This is a genomic window from Phytopseudomonas daroniae (assembly GCF_004327275.1).
Classification (GTDB): Bacteria; Pseudomonadota; Gammaproteobacteria; order Pseudomonadales; family Pseudomonadaceae; genus Aquipseudomonas; species Aquipseudomonas daroniae.
This window is the reverse complement of the sequence record NZ_QJUJ01000004.1, coordinates 334,310-353,335: the sequence shown is the minus strand read 5'-3', so window position 1 is coordinate 353,335 and position 19,026 is coordinate 334,310. Positions and strand designations below refer to the sequence as shown.

Genomic DNA, 19,026 nt, shown 5'->3' with positions numbered 1-19,026 from the left:
TTTCGCAGACGACCCGTGCGTCTGGGATTGCCAAGGAACCGCTCTCCATGTCCCTCGATATCGTCATCCTCGCCGCCGGCCAAGGCACCCGCATGCGTTCCGCTCTGCCCAAGGTGCTGCACCCGGTGGCTGGCAAATCCATGCTCGGCCACGTCGTCGACACCGCCCGCAGCCTGCAGCCGCAAAGCATTCAGGTGGTGATCGGGCATGGTGCCGAGAAGGTACGCGAGCGGCTGGTAGCCGATGACCTGAATTTCGTCGTTCAGGCCGAGCAGCTCGGTACCGGCCACGCGGTGGCCCAGGCCCTGCCGCAGCTCAGCGCCGACACCGTGCTGATTCTTTACGGCGATGTGCCGCTGATCGAGGCCGCGACCCTGCAGCGTCTCCTGGCCCTGGTGAGTGACAACCAGCTGGGTCTGCTCACCGTCGAGCTGGCCGACCCGACCGGTTACGGTCGCATCGTTCGCGATGATACCGGCGTGGTGCAGGCCATCATCGAGCACAAGGATGCCAGTGAAGCCCAGCGCAGCATCCGTGAGGGAAATACCGGCATTCTCGCCGTACCGGGCAAGCATCTGGCCGACTGGCTGGGGCGTCTGTCCAACAGCAACGCCCAGGGCGAGTACTACCTGACCGATGTGATCGCCATGGCCGTGGCCGATGGTCTGGTGGTGGCCACTGAGCAGGCGGCCGACGAAATGGAAGTGCTGGGGGCCAATGACCGCATCCAGCTTTCGCAGCTTGAGGGTCATTACCAGCAACGCTTCGCCAATCGTCTGATGGCGCAAGGCGTCACCCTGATCGACCCTTACCGTTTCGATGTGCGTGGGGAAGTCAGCGTGGGCCGCGATATCACCATCGACATCAACGTGATCCTAGAAGGCCGTGTGGTCATCGAGGATGATGTGCAGATCGGCCCGAACTGCGTGATCAAGGACAGTACCCTGCGCAAGGGCGCCATCGTCAAGGCCAACAGCCACCTGGAAGGTGCCGAAGTCGGTGAGGGCGCCGATTGCGGCCCGTTCGCCCGCCTGCGTCCGGGCAGCGTGCTCGGCGCCAAGGCCCATGTGGGTAACTTCGTCGAGCTGAAGAACGCCATATTGGGCGAGGGCGTGAAGGCGGGTCACCTGACGTACCTTGGTGACACTGTCATTGGCGCGCGCACCAACATTGGTGCCGGCACCATCACCGTCAACTACGATGGCGCCAACAAGCATCAGACCTTGATCGGTGAGGATGTATTTATCGGATCCAACAACTCGTTGATAGCACCTGTGGATATCGGTGCTGGTTCCAACACGGCTGCCGGCTCGACTATTACGAACGACGTTCCAGCCAAGAACTTGGCCGTCGCCCGTGGCCGCCAGCGCAATATCGAAGGCTGGCAGCGCCCTAAAAAGCAGCAGTAAGATTCAAGCCTTCCGTAGCCTGGGTTGAGCGAATCGATACCCAGGAAATACCAGACGTGAATGAGCCTGTGGATAACTACTGACGGGTAGACACACGCACCATCTCGCCATACAGGGAGTCAATGAATGTTCGGTGTAACGGATTACGGCGCCTTCGTGGTGGCCTTCATCATCCTGCTGGCCATTCCCGGGCCAGGCAACCTGGCATTGATCTTATCCACAGGCAAGGGCGGTATCCGTGGTGGTCTGGCCTCGACCCTGGGCATCATTCTTGGCGATCAGGTGCTGATGTGGCTGGCCGTGGCCGGAGTTGCCGCCTTGCTCAAGGCGTATCCGACAGCGTTCCACCTGGTGCAGTGGCTCGGTGCCGCTTACCTGGTCTGGCTCGGTTTGCGCATGCTGCTGGCCAAACCCGGGGCGGCGCCTACGCTGGAGATCAAACCCCGCCAATACCTTCGCCAGACTTGCCTGATCACCCTGTTCAACCCCAAGGCCATCATCTTTTACATGGCCTTCTTCCCCCTGTTCATCGACCCGCAGAAGCACCAGGGCATGCTGACCTTCGGGTTTCTCGCCATGACCATCGCCGTACTGACCTTTCTCTACGGGTTGGTGGTGGTACTGAGTACCCACTTCCTCGCTGAGCGCATGCGCGCGAATCCGAGGATCGCCCGTGGCCTGGAAAGGTTTGCAGGGCTTTGCCTGGTGGGCTTCGGGGTCAAGCTGACGCTGAATTGAGGCGTGGTTCGCATCATCCTATGAAGACCCCTTATTGTTATTGTTGAGAATTTCTCTCGACTTGGCTTAGAGTGCGCCGGTCTTTTAACGGTGCGGAGCCATGGCCACGGAGCGCGAACAGTTGTTGCTGGCCTACAGCGAGCATCGCGATGCCTTGCTTGGCTATCTGGCCCGTAAATTCGGCAGCACCAGCCTGGCGGAAGACATTGCCCAGGAAACTTGGCTGCGTCTGGCCAGTCGCAATTTCGCCGAACGCATCGGCAACCCGCGTGCCTACCTGTTCCGCATCGCCACCAACATCGGAACCGACCACCAGCGTCATCATGGCATGGGGATCGAAGTGCAGGCCGATCATAGGGTCATCGAGCTGGTGCCGGCTTATGGCGTCGACCCCGCCCGCTCGGTGCAATACCATGATGAATTGCGACGCCTGTTGCAGGTGGTCGAGGATCTGCCGCCACGCTGTCGGGAAATCTTCGTTCTGTGTCGGGTAGAAGGGCTCAGCCATGGCGAGATCGCCGAACGTCTGGGCATTTCCAAAAGCACCGTGGTGTCGCAGATGGTCAAGGCCCTGGCTCGGCTCGAGAAGGTGATGGCATGACGGTTTTCCCGATAGGTCACCCATGAGCGCCGACCAGGACGATCTGCTGGAGCAGGCGCTGGAATGGTGCGTCCTGTTGCAGGACATCGATGCCAGCGAAGAACAACGCCAGCAAGCCATTGCCTGGCGCGAGCAGAGCGATGCCCATCGTGTGGCCTGGCAGCGTGCGATTGAGGTCTGGCAGCACCTGGATCCACTGGTCGAGGTGCTTACCGCTCCTGTTGCGCAACCTGCGCGGCCCCGGCACCGGTTTCGTCCGGCTCTGGCCTGTGCCGCTTCGCTATTGCTCGCCGCGCTCGTCGTCCAGCTCTACGATCCAGCCTGGCGCGCCGACTACCGTACCGCTGTCGCGCAGCAGCAGCGCTGGCAACTGGAGGATGGCTCCTGGGTAGAGCTGGCCGCCGACAGCGCCCTGGACATCGATTACAGCAGCGAGCAGCGACGGATTCGCCTGCACCGTGGCCAGGCCTGGTTCCAGGTCGTCGCCGATGCGCAGCGGCCTTTCATCGTCCAAGCCGCTGGCGGTAACACCCAGGCCTTGGGCACCGCATTCGCCGTTCGGCTGCGGGATCAACGGGTGCGGGTGGCGGTCAGCGAGCATAGCGTGCAAGTCAGCTTGGCAAACCAGCGGCAGATCCTGCAACAGGGACAGGCGCTGGGTTACGACCGCAACGGCTTGAGTCAGCCGGTCGCCGTCAACCTGAATAGTGAAATGGCCTGGCGTCAGCAGCGGCTGGTATTCCAGGACACTCCACTGGCCGAAGTGTTGGACGAGCTGCAACACTACCTCCCCGCTCACCTCCGGCTCACTGACGGCCGGCTTGGTCAACTGCCGGTTACCGTGGTCATCGATACCCGCCAACCGGAGAAGGCCCTGGCCAGCCTTGCCGAGGTTCTATCCCTGCAACTGACCAGCATCGGATCCTGGTTGATCCTGGTCAGTCCATTGGACGCGTCACGGTAACGCTCCTGTTGGCATGGCTGCAAACCGCTCGGAAGCGTAATGCTGTTCACTCGAGCAAAGCATCCCGGCCAGGATAGATTCGACACCAAATAGGAGCGCGCCATGCGCGCGAATCGCGGTTATCCATGTAAGGCAACAGCAAACCGTCCAGGGCCGAGCTTGCTTGCGAAAACGAGGTATAGCTCCCCTCACGGATATCTGAAAATTATTTTCAATCGCACATCGTTGCGCTTTCGACCCCATCCGTCCTGTTAGCAGCGCAAACAAGAATGATTTGCGATGCTAATGACTCGGAGCCGAAACCTTCATGCCCATCGATCGCTTAGCCCCCTCCCAGGCGGGTGTTATCCATAGCCGCTGCAAACCTCTGCTGCTGGCCAGTGCAATTGGCTGCGCCATTCTCGGCAGCAATTGGGCTCAGGCCCAGGAGCCCGCTGTTATCACCAGCCAGAACCAGACCTATGACATCCCCGCGCAGCCGCTCGATGCAGCCCTGGTGGCTTGGTCGCAAAGCAGTGGTCTGCAGCTGTTTGCCGATGCCAACCTGACCCGTGGCCTGCGATCGGCTGCTGTGCAAGGTATGCATTCGCCAACCGAGGCGCTGCAGTTGCTGTTGGCAGGCACTGGCCTTATCGGGCATTTCACGGCAATTGACCGGGTAGTGTTGGATAAGGCTCCGCAGCAGGGGAGTGCGCTGGAGTTGGGGGGCACCACTATTCTAGGCGCCCGCGGCCCGGTTGCTGAGGGCAGTGGCTCCTACACCACCACCGGTTCTACAACGGCTGTAACCAAGTTGGCTCTTACCGCAAAAGAGACACCCCAGTCCGTTAGCGTCATTACCCGCCAGCGCCTGGATGATCAGAAGCTCGACAGTGTCACTGATGTACTGGACGCCACGGTAGGCGTCACCACATTCAACCAAGGCATAGGAACCGACCTGAATCAACCCTATTCCCGAGGCTTCATCATTTCCAATTATCTGGTCGATGGCCTGCCCAGATCGTCTGGCAGAATCTTCAATCTGCAATCCGGAACGGCCATGTTCGACCGGGTAGAGGTCGTACGCGGCGCCACTGGGCTGATGAGTGGCATGGGCAATCCGGGAGCCTCCATCAACCTGATCCGCAAACGTCCGACAATCGAAAATCAGGCCAGTATCAGTGCGGAGGCTGGTAGTTGGGATCGCTACGGGCTAGGCACCGACCTTTCAGGTTCGCTCAACGAGGCGGGAAACATCCGCAGCCGATTGGTCGTCGACTACAAGGATCAGAATAGCTGGCTGGATCGCTACGAAAGTCGATCCCAGCTGGTCTATGGCATCACCGAGTTCGACCTGAGCGATGAAACGCTGCTGAGTGTCGGTTTCAGCCACCAGGCAAACGACAACGAATCCCCAATGCGCAGCGGCGTGCCGCTCTACTACAGCGATAACTACCGCGACGGGATCAAGATCAACCTGCCACGCTCCTACAACAACGCCCCGGACTGGTCGTATTACGACACCAAACAGAGCAACCTCTTCGTTTCACTGGATCACCAGTTCGGCAATGGCTGGAACGGCAAGGTAGAAGTCAGCCACACCCGCTACGAACAAGATGCCATTTCCTACTATCAATACGGCGGCATCGATCCGGCTACGGGCCTGGGGAGCAGCATCGCACCGGTCAAATGGGAACAAACCGATAAGCAGAACAGCCTGGATGCCTATGTAACCGGCCCCTTTTCACTCGGAGGGCGCGAACACGAACTGGTCACGGGCATCGCCTTTTCCAGAACGGATGGCAAGACCAATAACTATGACTGGCTCTATTCATGGAATAGCGACTACGACGGTACGCTTGGCGATATCTGGGAATGGGATGGTAGTGGTGCCAACCGTCCTGTCTTCGACAAGCTAGGCAAAACGGACACGGAAGAAACCCAATACAGCGCCTACCTGACATCGCGTTTCAACCTGACGGATGCCACCAGCCTGATCGTCGGCTCTCGGGTGATCGACTGGAAGCGCACCGCTGACACCACGACGAGCGCGGGTGTACGCAGTACCAGCGAGAAAAAGGAAAGCGGCGTGGTCGTGCCTTTTGCGGGTCTGATCTATGCGCTGGACGACATCTGGTCGCTCTACGGGAGCTATACGCAGATATTCAACCCACAAAGCGCCACGGCACGCGACATCAACAACAGCCCGCTCGATCCGGAGGAAGGCAGTACCTACGAAGTCGGTATCAAGGCGGGCTTCTACGAAGGTCAGCTCAATGCCAGCCTGGCGCTATTCAGGGTCGAGCAGGATAACGTTGCAGAATACGACTCAACCATCAGTGCCTATCGTGCACTGCAAGGCATCACCACCGAAGGTGTGGAACTCGAGCTCAATGGCGAGATCAGCGAAGGCTGGAATATCGCCGGCGGTTATGCCTATAGCCTCAGCGAAGATGCGGACGGCAATCGCGCCATGAGCCGAATTCCACGCCACAATGTGAAGGCATTCAGCACTTACCGCCTGTCCGGCAACCTGGAAAAATTCACCGTCGGCGCAGGGTTCAACTGGAAGAGCACCTATGGCTACGAGGGTGATGGCTACCCCGAGCAAGGCAGCTATGTGCTGGTTAACGCGATGACGCGCTACGACATCAGCAAACAGCTTTCCGCCACTGTGAATGTCAATAACCTGTTCGACAAGAAATACTACGCCTCGTTAACTGAAAACGGCGTCTACGGCGAACCAAGAAACGCAATACTATCAGTGAAGTATCAATTCTAGAAAAACAAGAAGCCCACTCTTTGCAGTGGGCTTCTTGTTTATGGCTTCAGGAAAATCACGGTTTTTCTTATTTGATGCAGAAGATCTACCTCTATCCTAAGCCTGTAAACTTGCACAAATCCATCAACGGCCTAGCCGCTTTGGTGGAACTGATATCAAGGTGAGGTGTTTAACCCGGTGCAGTTCGTGTTCCTCAATTGCGCACGCAGTGGGTGTGTCACGAACGCTGGCGTCAGTCAGAGATGCTGTATTTAAAGATGGAGCAGATCTCCCGGAGTCTGATTGCAGGAGCTGACTCCTATAAAAAGCGTTCTCTGCCGTAACCACAGAGGAAACCCTATTAGGTTAAAGATCGCCTTTTGTCGTTTCAGGGGCTTGACTCGAAAGCTTCGGTAGGTTTTGATTCGCGCAATTATCTTTCGAATCGAAACTTATAGATGTCGAAACGCAACACACCGCAACGTCGCCATACCATCCTTGCCTTGCTCGCCGAGCAGGGCGAGGTGAGTGTGGATGCCTTGGCCAAGCGTTTCGCCACCTCCGAAGTGACCATCCGCAAGGATCTCGCGGCCCTGGAGACCAATGGCCTGCTGCTACGTCGCTATGGCGGTGCGGTACCCCTGCCGCAGGAATTGATCGTCGACAGTGCTCAGCCGGTTTCCCGTTACAAGCAGGCCATCGCCCGGGCCGGGGTGGCACGGATTCGCGAGCATGCGCGGATCATCATCGACAGCGGCACCACCACGGCGGCGATGATTCCCGAGCTGGGGCACAAGCCCGGCCTTGTGGTGATGACCAACTCGCTGAACGTGGCCAACGCCTTGCGCGATATCGAGCATGAGCCGGTGTTGTTGATGACCGGCGGCACCTGGGATCCGCATTCGGATTCATTTCAGGGCCAGGTCGCCGAGCAGGTGTTGCGCTCCTATGATTTCGACCAGCTGTTCATCGGTGCCGATGGCATCGATCTGCAGCGGGGCACCACTACCTTCAACGAACTGCTGGGGCTTTCACGGGTGATGGCCGAGGTGGCCCGTGAGGTGATCGTGATGGTCGAGAGCGACAAGATCGGCCGGCGTATCCCCAACCTCGAGCTGCCCTGGAGCAGCGTGCACACCCTGATCACTGATGAGCGCCTCACTGACGAGGCGCGTGAACAACTCTTGGCCCGCGGGATCCAGTTGATCTGCGCGGTTGCCGACGCTACCTGAGGAGAATGCTATGTGTGGCATCGTAGGCGCCATTGCCGAACGTAACATCACCGCTGTGCTGGTCGAGGGCCTCAAGCGCCTGGAATACCGCGGTTATGACAGTGCCGGTGTGGCGCTGGTCGATGATCTGGGCTCGCTGCAGCGCCGCCGCCGCGTCGGCAAGGTCAGCGAACTGGAAAGCGCCCTGAGCAGCGAGCCGTTGCCGGGTCGCCTGGGCATCGCCCATACCCGCTGGGCGACCCACGGCGTGCCGACCGAAAACAATGCCCACCCGCATTTCTCCGGCGACCAGCTGGCCGTGGTGCACAACGGCATCATCGAAAACCATGGCCCCCTGCGTGAGCGCTTGCAGGAACTGGGTTATACCTTCAGTTCCGATACCGATACCGAAGTCATCGTGCACCTGCTCGATCACACCCTGAAAAGCCAGAGCGACCTCGTCGAGGCGCTGAAAGCGGTGGTCAAGCAGTTGCAGGGTGCCTATGGGCTGGCAGTGATCAGCGCGGCTCAACCGGATCGCCTGCTCGCCGCCCGCAGTGGCAGTCCGCTGGTGGTCGGCCTGGGCCTGGGCGAGAACTTCCTCGCCTCCGACCAGCTCGCTCTGCGCCAGGTCACTGACCGCTTCATGTATCTGGAAGAGGGCGATATCGCCGAGATTCGCCGCGACAGCGTGCAGATCTGGGACGCCGATGGCCATGTGGTGCAGCGTGAGGCGGTGCAGTACCACGAAGGCGCCGATGCGGCCGACAAGGGCGTGTTCCGTCACTTCATGCTCAAGGAAATCCATGAGCAGCCCAAGGTGGTGCAGCGTACGCTGGAAGGCCGCCTGGGCAGCGATCATGTGCTGGTACAGGCCTTCGGCCCCCAGGCTGCCGAGCTGTTCGCCAAGGTGCGCAACGTGCAGATCGTCGCCTGTGGTACCAGCTACCACGCCGGTATGGTCGCCCGTTATTGGCTCGAAGGTCTGGCGGGTATTCCCTGCCAGGTCGAAGTGGCCAGCGAATTCCGCTATCGCAAAGTGGCGGTGCAGCCGGACACGCTGTTCGTCAGTATTTCCCAGTCCGGCGAGACGGCCGACACGCTGGCTGCCCTGCGCAACGCCAAGGCCGACGGTGGTTACCTGGCCAGCCTGGCGATCTGCAACGTTGGCATCAGCTCGCTGGTGCGCGAATCCGACCTGACCCTGTTGACCCATGCCGGCCCCGAGATTGGCGTGGCGTCGACCAAGGCCTTCACCACCCAGCTGGTCGGCCTGATGCTGCTGACCCTGGCTCTCGGCCAGGTCAAAGGCACGCTGCAAGATGGCGTGGCCGCCGAACTGGTGGAAGAACTGCGTCGCCTGCCGGCCCGGCTGGACGAAGCCCTGGCCATGGACAAGATCGTGGAAAAGGTTTCCGAACTGTTCGCCGAGAAGCACCACACGCTGTTCCTCGGCCGCGGCGCTCAATACCCGGTGGCGATGGAAGGAGCGCTCAAGCTCAAGGAAATCTCCTATATCCACGCCGAGGCCTATCCGGCCGGGGAGCTGAAACACGGCCCGTTGGCCCTGGTGGATGCCGACATGCCGGTGGTCACCGTGGCACCGAACAACGAGCTGCTCGACAAGCTCAAGTCCAACCTGCAAGTGGTGCGCGCCCGTGGCGGCGAGCTACTGGTGTTTGCCGACGAGCAGGCGGCCATGAGCAATGGCGAAGGCATTCACGTGGTGAACATGCCGCACATCCACGACGCCCTGGCGCCAATCCTCTACACCCTGCCGCTGCAGTTGCTGTCCTACCACGTGGCCGTGTTGCGCGGCACCGATGTCGACCAGCCGCGCAATCTGGCCAAGAGCGTGACGGTGGAATGATGGGCAACAAGGCCACGCTCGTCCAGCTCGGGCCGCTTGCGCAGTTGCGCGCCGGCAAACTGCTGCGCCGCCTCGTGCAACTGGTTGTCGGTCTGGTCTTCTTCGGCGTTTCCATTGCGCTGATGATTCGCGGAAACCTTGGCCTGGCGCCGTGGGATGCGCTGCATGTCGGGGTGGCCAAACTGCTGCCTGTCAGTTTTGGCTGGGTGGTGGTCGGCGTTTCCTTTCTGGTGCTGGTGCTGTGGATTCCGCTGAGCGAAATGCCCGGCCTCGGCACCATCGCCAATGCCGTGATTATTGGCATTGTGGTTGATTTTACCCTGCAGGTGCTGGCTGCACCGGAGACATTCCTCTGGCGCCTGCTGTTCACCATCGGTGGCGTGTCGCTGTGTGGGCTGGGCTCGGCGCTGTACATCGGTGCCCAGCTTGGACGCGGGCCGCGGGACGGGCTGATGACCGGGCTGCATCGGGTCACCGGTTACTCGCTGCGCGCTGTACGCACCGCGCTCGAACTGAGCGTGCTGTTGGTCGGCCTTCTGCTCGCGGGCCCGGCTGTTCTGGGGATAGGTACCCTGTTGTTCGCACTGAGCATCGGGCCGCTGACCCAGGTGATGCTGCCATGGGTGCTGGTCAGGCTCGAGACGCAGGCGTAGGCCAGAGTTGCATCCTGGCCTCAGGCATTTCAAAAACAATGGCAGCAGAGTGCTGGAAGCGACCGGTCGATGATCCGCGTTAAACGAAGGATCAGGCCTTCGGCCCCGGATTACGCCTGCGGCTAATCCAGGCTACATCCGTGCCATGACCCCGTAGGTTGGATCGGGGCGCGCAGCCTAGCGAAGCGTAATCCGACATTTGGCCGGCACATCCAATACAGTTTTTTGAGCGTTCGCTACCGCTTCGTAGCAGCCTGATCATGGGGCAATGCCGCGCAGCCAATCGCCAAGCATTCGCTTATGTTGGCAAACTTCCCTTCAAACGATCGAGCGCTCATCGGGCCGCAAGGTCAGTACCTGTACGCCATCTTTCGTCACCGCCACGGTGTGTTCGAACTGCGCGGACAGCGTGCCGTCACGGGTCACTACCGTCCAACCGTCACGCAGTGTGCGCACGCCAGGCTGGCCCTGATTGATCATTGGCTCGATGGTGAAGACCATGCCTTCGCGAAGCGTCAGGCCGGTCTTTGCCTTACCCCAGTGCAACACCTCCGGTGGCTCGTGCATTTCTCGACCGATCCCGTGACCGCAATACTCGCGAACCACCGAATAGCCATGGGCGCGGGCGTGCCTTTCGATGGCGTGACCGATATCGCCCAGGCGCCCACCAGGACGCACGGCCTCGATGCCTTTCCACATCGCCTCATAGGTGATCGTGGCGAGCTGCCGGGCCTGTGGGGAAACTTCGCCGATCAGGTAGGTTTTGCTGGAGTCGGCGATATAGCCGTTCTTCTCCAGGGTGATATCGAAATTCACCAGATCACCGCTTTGCAGAATCTCGCTGGTGCTGGGCACTCCGTGACACACCACCTCGTTGCGTGAAGCGTTCAGAGCATAGGCGTAACCGTATTGCCCTTTGCTCGCGGGGCGGGCCTCGAGCTCCTTTACGATGAAGTTATCCACAAGGTCATTGACCTGCAGGGTGGACATGCCAAGCAGGTCGAGGCGATCCAGGTAGCCGAATACCGATGCCAGCAGCCTGCCGGATTCCGCCATCAGGGCGATTTCTTGCGGATTTTTGGTCATACCGCTTCCACCACACGACGTGGAGCCACCACACCGGCGGCGCGCAGTTCTGCCGCGACCACCTCGTTGAAGCTCAGCGTCGGGTTCATTTCGCACAACATGCCGATGCGAATCCAGAAGCCGGCCTGAGCGTTGATCGAGCGGCACGATACGCTGCTTGCCCTGCGAATCTGATCGTGCAGCTCATCCTCGATATTGACTATGCCCATACGCCCTCCAGATATATGAATCGTATACGAATCATATATCAATAAAGATGCTGTTTCCTATGGCATGAGCAGCGAATCCTGAAATCGCGATCAATTTGGCAAGGGTATCCGTCACCCCTGCTCGTCGATTTGAACGCGCTAATAGTTGTAATAAGAACGATTCGCGAATAATGTGCGCGGTCGCCATCACGTCCATGGTGTTTATTGCGCTTGTCGGCCTCGGAGGGCGTCCATGTCGCTACCTGAAACGGATTCGATCGTTCCGCTCGATGTGCTTTACGGCACGCACCACGGCTGGCTGAATGGCTGGCTGCGGCGTTCGCTCGGCTGTTCGCAGCAGGCGGCGGATCTGGCCCAGGACACCTTCGTGCGTCTGTTGATGCGTGGCAAGCCGATCAGTGATCGGGCGCCGCGCGCCTTGCTGGTTCGTGTTGCCCGCGGCCTGGTAATCGACCATTGGAGACGTGATGCGCTGGAACGTGCTTACCTCGATGCATTGGCACTGTTGCCTGAAGCCAGCCATCCCTCGCCGGAAGTGCGCCACGAGACGATGGAGTGCCTGGAGCGAATCGCTGGGTTGCTCGACGGCCTCAAGCCAACCGTACGCGAGGCCTTTCTGCTGTATCAGCTCGGCGGCCTGACTCATCAGCAGATTGGCCAGCAGTTGGGTATTTCCAGCCGCACCGTCGAGCGGCATGTGGCGAGCGCTTTGTTGCACTGTTACCGCGGCTGTTTCGAGGCGCCGCTGTGAGCGCGGCCGCCGAGCGTCTGCCGGAGTCCATCGTCCGCACGGCCATCGAGTGGCAGATGCGTTTGCGCGCCAATACCGGTAGTGCCGAGCTGCACGGGCAGTTGCAGGACTGGTTAGGGCGCGATGTGCGTCATCAACTGGCCTGGCAACGCCTGCAGCAGATGGGCGGGCTGTTCCAGGCCAGTCAGTTGCCAGATGCCGCACAAACCATTCCTTTGCTGCGCCGCGCTGAAGCCGACTTGAACCGTCGACGCACCCTGAAGTTACTCGGCCTCGGCTTGGCGGTGGGCAGCGCGACGTTATTGGCAACGCAGGCGCCACCTGCCTGGCAGGCCGACTTTGCGACCGCCACCGGGGAGCGCCGTCGAGTCAGCCTGGGCGCCGCTGCCGAGGTGGTGCTCAACACCGGTAGTGCGCTGGATGTGCAGGGGCAAGAACTGATTCTGCGCGCAGGCGAGGCGCTGGTGGAGGGGGCCGATTGGCGAGCGCGCTGTCGTTTCGCCGCGTGTCAGGGCCATAACGCCAGCGTGCTGCTGCGTGAGCGTGACGATTACAGTGAGATTCGAGTCCAGCGTGGCGAAGCGCTGGTTTCCACCGCTACCGGTCAGTTGCGGTTACAGGCTGGCGAGGGAGTTGGCGTGTCAGCGACCGGCATGACCGTACTCGGCAAAGGTCCGCTCGATCCCTTCGCCTGGGCGCGCGGTCTGCTGGTGGTCAGCGATATTCGCCTGGATGACTTCCTGGCTGAAGCCGGGCGCTACCGGAAGGGCTGGCTGGGCTGCGATTCGGCAGTGGCCGATCTGCATCTTTCCGGGGTTTTCCGCCTGGACGAGCCCGACGCGATGCTGAGCAACATCACCCATCTATTGCCGGTGAAGATCGTCGAGCGAACGCGCTGGTGGGTACGAATCATGCCGGTGGCGTAAGTCCGAACGAAATCAGTGGACGTTTGAAGGCGCAAACGGCCATTCGTAGGGTGGACGACGCTTCATCCGTCCACCGCTCTGCGATCGCAATGGTGGATGAAAAGGGCGTCATCCACCCTACGGGGTGAGCGGCTGCTTCCGCCTTCTAGGCGCCGATGGTGCGATCTCCTTTTGAAAATAATCTGTCGGATTTTTTCGGCTCATCCGGTTAGGGGTGATCACTCCCTCAATGGATACCGTCATGCGTTCTGCCAGACCCTTGCCGTTTCAGCTTCAGCCTCGTACGTTGCCGGGCGCCATCTGCCTGGCGCTGGCCCTGATTGGTGGTACGGCAAGCCTGTCGGCTCAGGCGGCCTCATCGGTTTCCGCTGCTGCCGCCCCGAGCGTTCCGGCCGGATCGCTGGAACAGGCGCTGAGCACCTTCGCCGAGCGGGCCGGCATCACCTTGTCCTACTCTCCAGACGTGGTGCGTGGTTTGAACAGCCCTGGCCTGGCCGGCGGCGGTTCGCTGGAGGAAGGGTTGGCGAAATTGCTTGCCGACAGTGGTCTGGTCGCCCGCAAGACGTCATCAGGCTATGTGGTGCTGCCGGGCAAGACCGACTCCAGCGTTCAGCTCGACGCCACCAGCATCGAAGCCACGGCGGTGCAGAGTGCCTTTGCGCCGGTGCCGGGCTACTTCGCCAGCAACGCCAGCAGCGCCACGAAAAGCGACAAGCCAATCCTGGAAACCGCGCAGAGCATCAGCGTGGTGACTGCCGAGCAGATGGCCGATCGTAAGGTGAACAGGGTCGAGGATGCCGTCGCCTACACCGCCGGTGTACGGGTCGGCGGCTCGGGCCTGGATCCGCGCTTCGACACCATCAGTATGCGGGGTTTCGAGACCACCCAATCTGCCGACTTCCTCGACGGTTTGCGCCAGACGGGCAGCGGTTGGTTGGCCTTGCCTGCGTTGGAGGCCTACAGCCTGGAGCGTGTCGAGGTGCTCAAGGGCCCGGCTTCAGTGCTGTACGGACAGATCAGTCCTGGCGGTATGGTCAACCGGGTTAGCAAGCGACCGAGCATGTTGGCGAAGAATGAAGTGGAGATCCAGGCCGGCAACTACAACCATCGTCAGGGCCAGTTCGATGTGGGTGGCAAGCTGGATGAGTCCGGTGACGTGTTGTGGCGCACCGTCGGCATTTATCGGGATGCCGAATACTCCATCGAGCAGATGGATAACGACACGCGCCTGCTGGCTCCGTCGCTGAGCTGGCAGATCGACCCGGACACCAGCCTGACTCTGCTGGCGCAGTATCAGGAGCGCCAGACAGCCGCGTCGCCGATGTTCTACAAGGACGGCGATCACCTGACCAATATTTGGCAGGGCGACGAATATTTCGACAAGCTCGAACAACGCAAGTGGACGGTCGGCTACGAGTTCGAGCATGCCTTCAACGACACTTTCAGCCTGCAGCAGAACCTGCGTTACGGGCAGCTGGATACTACCAACCAGTATCTGGACATACTTGGTGTCACCGATGGCCACATCCTCAATCGTGGTACGGCAGGCAGCTATGAGGACATGACCACGTTATCCACAGACACCCGCCTGATCAGCCGTTTTGCCACCGGCAATCTGCAGCACACCCTGATCAGTGGCGTGGATTACGCCTGGCTCGATACGTCCTTGTTGTATGCCACGGGCGCAGCTCCATCGCTGGATCTCAGCGCACCTGACTATCACCAGCACATTAGCCGCCCCGACAATGTTCAAGTCGACCGCGCAGGCATGTACCTGCAAGATCAAATCGAAATCGACCGTTGGCGCCTATCCGCAGGCTTGCGCCGCGACTGGGTGCATGCGCGTACCAATGGTTACGTGTGGGGCGAGGACGTCAACACCAAAATCAGCAATTCCGCCACCACCGGTTCGGTCGGCGCGCTCTATCTGTTCGACAACGGCCTGGCACCCTATGCCAGCTATGCGACTTCGTTCCTGCCGCAGAGTGGCGCCGAATTCGGTGGCAAGTTGTTTGAACCGAGCGAAGGCGAGCAATACGAAGTCGGCCTCAAGTATCAGCCGCCAGGCAGCAGCACGATGCTCACGGCTTCGCTCTACCACCTGACCCAGAGCAACGTGACAACTCGTGACCCGAACAATGCCAACTTCCAGGTGCAGACAGGTGAGCAGGTTTCTCGTGGCCTGGAACTGGAAGCCGTGTCCGATCTGACCGACAGTTTGCGCATGAACGCCAGCTACAGCTTCAATGACGCCGAAGTGACCAAGGACAGCGACTTCAAAGGCAAGGCGCCGAAAGACACGCCGCGTCACCTGGCCTCGCTCTGGCTGAATTACAGCCTGTCGTTCGGCCTCGGGGTATCCGCCGGCGCGCGTTATACTGGCAGCACCTATCGCGATGGCGCCAACACGCAAAAGAACGACGACTACACCCTGTTCGATGCGGGCGTGCATTACGACTTCGGTGGCGGCATGGACGGCGTGCGCGTGGCACTAAACGCCCGCAACCTGACCGACAAACGCTACATCACCTGCCAAGACACGTTCTGCTATCGCGGCGAAGCGCGCAGCGTGGTCACCAGCCTTAGCTACCGCTGGTGATCGCGGTGAACTGCTGGAGCGCGTTACTGATGAGTGTGTTGCTAGGGAGCCTATCGCTCGCCCAGGCCACTCCGGTAACACTGGACGGCACCGAGCAGTGGACGATGAACAGCGCCGAAGGGCGCGAGTACCGCATCATGGTCAGCCTGCCGGAGGGCGATGTGCCCTATACCGGCGGCTATCCGGTGATCTACCTGCTCGACGGCAACGCCTACTTTCCGGCCTTCCACGCCGCCAAGCGCGCGCAGAAGCGCCTGCGGGGGGCGATCATCGTGGCCATCGGTTACCCGAGCGACACGCCGCTGGACTTCGAGCGGCGTGCGTTCGACCTGTCGCCGCCGCAGCCCAAGGAGCGCAACACGCCGCCGCAGGGTGGTCAGGATCCGTTCCTGGATTTCATCGAGAAGCGCCTGATGCCCAGGGTCGCCGAACGTTTCAAGGTCGATCAGGATCAGCGCAGTCTGGTCGGGCACTCATTCGGCGGCATGTTCGGTATCTACGCGTTATTCACCCGGCCGGCGCTGTTCCAGCATGTGGTCGCGATCAGCCCGAGCCTGTGGTGGCGTGACCGCTACCTGCTGGAGCACGAGCGTGCGTTCACCAAACAGGCTCATGCCGGGCAACTCGATCTGACCCATCGTAGCCTGACGATGTGGGTCGGCGATCGTGAGATGCCTCAGGAAATCCAGGATGTACGTTCCCTGCAAATTCGCCTGGAAAACCTGTCGCAGTACGGCCTGCGCAGTGACTTTCAGATCGAAGCGGGCGAGGATCACATGTCGGTGCCGTTTCGAGTGGTTAACCGAGTGCTGGACGAACTGCTCAGCACGCGCCGCTTTTGATCCTGTGCACCTCCCCTCGTATGGTCAAAAAGTATCCAGAGTCTCCAAGCATACGTAACATATGGCCTCTGTTGTTTTATCCACAGATACTTAAGGATCTTATCCAGAGCGCCTGTGTATAAAATATTACTACTGGTCAGATTCTGCACAATCATCTGTAGTGCTCGTCTTCTGAGGGCTATGGCAGAGAGCTCCCAGGTTATCCACAGGTTAAGCCACGGTAATTGTGTATATCGCTCAGCCTGTCGATAATGACGCTGTATTCTGACTCGCTTTTGCGATCAGTCGTCATCCAACCGTCATGTTCATGCCCTAGCGTTCCTGCGCATCAGAAGAAAGCAGGAATACCGTGATGCATGACGAGCAACCGACTGACCTCGAACGCCTGACCCTTTCCCGTCGCCGTTTCATCGGGGCTGGTGCCCTGACCGGTGCGGCGCTGTTTCTCGGGGGCGGATTGCTGGGCCGTAGCGCCCTGGCCGATGCGATCGGTACTGCGGTTGGCAGTCCGTTGATGGGATTCGACAATATCGCTGCGTCCAGCGCCGACACCATTACCCTGCCGCCCGGCTATTCCTTCCGCACATTGATCAGCTGGGGCCAGCCACTGCACGACGGTGGCCCGGCGTTCAAAGGTGATGGCAGCAACAGTACCGCCGAGCAGCTGCTGCAGTTTGGTGACAACACCGATGGCATGAGCTTCTTTCCCTGGCCCGGTGACGCGGATCGCGCGCTGATGGCCATCAACAACGAATACGTGAACTACCGTTATCTACTGCCTCACGGTGAATTGCCGAAGTCCGCCGAGGATGTGCGCAAGGCGCAGAATGCCGAGGGTGTGACGGTGATCGAAGTACGTCGTGGCAAGGATGGCTGGGCGTTCGTTCAGGGCTCGCCGTATAACCGCCGTGTGCATGCCAACCTGCCGATCGAAGTGAGTGGCCCGGCCCGTGGCCACGACCTGCTCAAAACCCAGAGTGATCCGCTCGGTACCGAAGTGCTCGGCACTTTCCAGAACTGCTCGAGTGGACAGACGCCGTGGGGAACCTACCTGACCTGCGAAGAGAACTTTAGCGATTGCTTCGGCAGCACGGATGCGCAACTGGCCTTCACCCCGGATCAGAAGCGTTTCAGTGTGGTTCACGACAGCGTCGACAACGAGTGGCACCGTTTCGACCCTCGCTTCGATCTGGCCAGGAATCCCAACGAATTGCATCGGCATGGCTGGATTGTCGAAATCGACCCTTTCGATCCACAGTCCAAACCGATCAAGCGTACCGCCCTGGGCCGCTTCAAGCACGAGAACGCGGCGCTGAACACCACGCGCGATGGTCGCGTGGTGGTGTATATGGGCGACGATGAGCGCGGTGAGTTCATCTACAAATTCATCACCCGTGACCGCCTGAACCGCGCGGATGCCAAGGCCAATCGGCATATCCTCGACCACGGCACCTTGTACGTGGCGCGTTTCGACGGAGGTGACGGTGATGCCGATCATCCGAAAGGCCGTGGTCGCTGGATCGAGCTGAGCGCGGGTAAGAACGGTCTGACCGCCGAGCATGGTTTCGCCAACCAGGCCGACGTGGTGATCCGCGCCCGCCAGGCCGGAACTCAAGTGGGGGCGACGCGTATGGATCGCCCCGAATGGATCACCGTCAGCCCGCAGGATGGGCAGGTCTATTGCACCCTCACCAATAACAGCAAGCGTGGCGAGGAGGGGCAGCCGGTCGGCGGCCCGAACCCGCGGGCCAACAACCTGTACGGGCAGATCCTGCGTTGGCGTGAGGAGGGCGATGATGCCGCGGCGCAGGATTTCGAATGGGATCTGTTCGTGGTCGCCGGTAACCCGGTGGTTCATCCCGGAACCGCACAGGCCGGCAGCCATGCGATCGATGCCGACAACATGTTCAACAGCCCGGACGGTGTCGGTTTTGATGGCGGCGGCCGTCTGTGGATCCAGACCGATGGCAAGTACAGCAACAGCGGCGATTATGCCGGCATGGGCAACAACCAGATGCTCTGCGCCGATCCGCGCAGCGGCGAAATCCGCCGCTTCATGGTTGGCCCGGTCGGCTGCGAAGTCACCGGCCTGGCCTTCTCGCCGGACTACACCACGATGTTCGTCGGTATTCAGCACCCGGGCGAAGAGGGTGGCTCGTCTTTCCCGGATCATCGGCCGGGTGTGCATCCACGCTCTTCGGTGATGGTGATCAGCCGTGACGATGGGGGTGTCATTGGCGCCTGATGGTCTGCGTTTACGCCTCATGGACAGAACATTCGTGAGGCTAATCGTATTGGCCTCTCCGCCGAGACCCGTAGGGCGTAAAAGGCGTAATCCGCCGAACGTTGGGACAATGCTGCTGTTGTGGGTCGACCCCGTGTCAGCCTGTTTCGCGGTAAGGGCGGAAACGCTCTCGGTGCTTCCGT

At 60.4% G+C, this 19,026-nt stretch carries 15 protein-coding genes; 13 read left to right on the top strand and 2 right to left on the bottom strand.

The genetic code is table 11. The features are described 5' to 3' along the window. Positions 1-47 precede the first annotated feature (47 nt). From glmU to yczE, 8 genes are all read left to right on the top strand, one after another. The gene (gene glmU, locus DNK10_RS12415; protein WP_131191776.1) at positions 48-1,409 is read left to right on the top strand and encodes a bifunctional UDP-N-acetylglucosamine diphosphorylase/glucosamine-1-phosphate N-acetyltransferase GlmU; all 1,362 of its coding nucleotides are present in this window, start codon (positions 48-50) and stop codon (positions 1,407-1,409) included. A gap of 126 nt (positions 1,410-1,535) precedes the next feature. Continuing rightward, positions 1,536-2,147, top strand: a complete 612-nt coding sequence (locus tag DNK10_RS12410) for a LysE family transporter (RefSeq protein ID WP_131191775.1) — start codon at positions 1,536-1,538, stop codon at positions 2,145-2,147. Positions 2,148-2,247: 100 nt separating this feature from the next. Next, positions 2,248-2,748 carry an RNA polymerase sigma factor gene (locus DNK10_RS12405; protein ID WP_131191774.1) on the top strand — a complete coding sequence of 167 codons (501 nt, stop codon included), beginning with the start codon at positions 2,248-2,250 and terminating at the stop codon, positions 2,746-2,748. 22 nt (positions 2,749-2,770) lie between these two features. Then, positions 2,771-3,712: a FecR family protein gene (locus DNK10_RS12400; RefSeq protein WP_131191773.1), complete on the top strand. Its 942-nt coding sequence runs from the start codon at positions 2,771-2,773 to the stop codon at positions 3,710-3,712. Positions 3,713-4,019: 307 nt separating this feature from the next. Beyond that, the gene (locus DNK10_RS12395) at positions 4,020-6,473 is read left to right on the top strand and encodes a TonB-dependent siderophore receptor (RefSeq protein WP_131191772.1); all 2,454 of its coding nucleotides are present in this window, start codon (positions 4,020-4,022) and stop codon (positions 6,471-6,473) included. 437 nt (positions 6,474-6,910) lie between these two features. Beyond that, positions 6,911-7,684: a DeoR/GlpR family DNA-binding transcription regulator gene (locus DNK10_RS12385; protein WP_131191771.1), complete on the top strand. Its 774-nt coding sequence runs from the start codon at positions 6,911-6,913 to the stop codon at positions 7,682-7,684. A gap of 10 nt (positions 7,685-7,694) precedes the next feature. Next, positions 7,695-9,533 (top strand): glutamine--fructose-6-phosphate transaminase (isomerizing), encoded by a 1,839-nt coding sequence (glmS, locus tag DNK10_RS12380; RefSeq protein ID WP_131179402.1) that lies wholly within the window; start codon positions 7,695-7,697, stop codon positions 9,531-9,533. After that, positions 9,533-10,186 (top strand): membrane protein YczE, encoded by a 654-nt coding sequence (gene yczE, locus DNK10_RS12375; RefSeq protein ID WP_131191770.1) that lies wholly within the window; start codon positions 9,533-9,535, stop codon positions 10,184-10,186. Before glmS ends, yczE begins: the two co-directional genes overlap by 1 nt. 318 nt (positions 10,187-10,504) lie before the next feature. Here yczE and map read toward each other — a convergent pair whose 3' ends face one another. Both map and DNK10_RS12365 read right to left on the bottom strand, forming a co-directional pair. Further along, entirely contained in the window at positions 10,505-11,272 is a 768-nt protein-coding gene (map, locus tag DNK10_RS12370; protein ID WP_131191769.1) for a type I methionyl aminopeptidase, read from the bottom strand. Then, entirely contained in the window at positions 11,269-11,481 is a 213-nt protein-coding gene (locus DNK10_RS12365; RefSeq protein ID WP_131191768.1) for a ParD-like family protein, read from the bottom strand. The genes map and DNK10_RS12365 overlap by 4 nt, the downstream gene beginning before the upstream one ends. Positions 11,482-11,713: 232 nt before the next feature. Here DNK10_RS12365 and DNK10_RS12360 point away from each other — a divergent pair, with 232 nt between their 5' ends. From DNK10_RS12360 to DNK10_RS12340, 5 genes are all read left to right on the top strand, one after another. Further along, complete coding sequence (locus tag DNK10_RS12360) at positions 11,714-12,232, top strand: sigma-70 family RNA polymerase sigma factor (protein ID WP_131179405.1); 519 nt, start codon at positions 11,714-11,716, stop codon at positions 12,230-12,232. Then, positions 12,229-13,158 carry a DUF4880 domain-containing protein gene (locus tag DNK10_RS12355; protein WP_131179406.1) on the top strand — a complete coding sequence of 310 codons (930 nt, stop codon included), beginning with the start codon at positions 12,229-12,231 and terminating at the stop codon, positions 13,156-13,158. The genes DNK10_RS12360 and DNK10_RS12355 overlap by 4 nt, the downstream gene beginning before the upstream one ends. A 241-nt stretch (positions 13,159-13,399) precedes the next feature. After that, entirely contained in the window at positions 13,400-15,757 is a 2,358-nt protein-coding gene (locus DNK10_RS12350; RefSeq protein ID WP_244216246.1) for a TonB-dependent siderophore receptor, read from the top strand. A 29-nt stretch (positions 15,758-15,786) separates the two neighbouring features. Next, positions 15,787-16,599 (top strand): alpha/beta hydrolase, encoded by an 813-nt coding sequence (locus tag DNK10_RS12345; RefSeq protein ID WP_131179408.1) that lies wholly within the window; start codon positions 15,787-15,789, stop codon positions 16,597-16,599. 352 nt (positions 16,600-16,951) lie between these two features. After that, complete coding sequence (locus DNK10_RS12340; RefSeq protein ID WP_131179409.1) at positions 16,952-18,844, top strand: PhoX family protein; 1,893 nt, start codon at positions 16,952-16,954, stop codon at positions 18,842-18,844. The last annotated feature ends 182 nt before the right edge of the window (positions 18,845-19,026 follow it).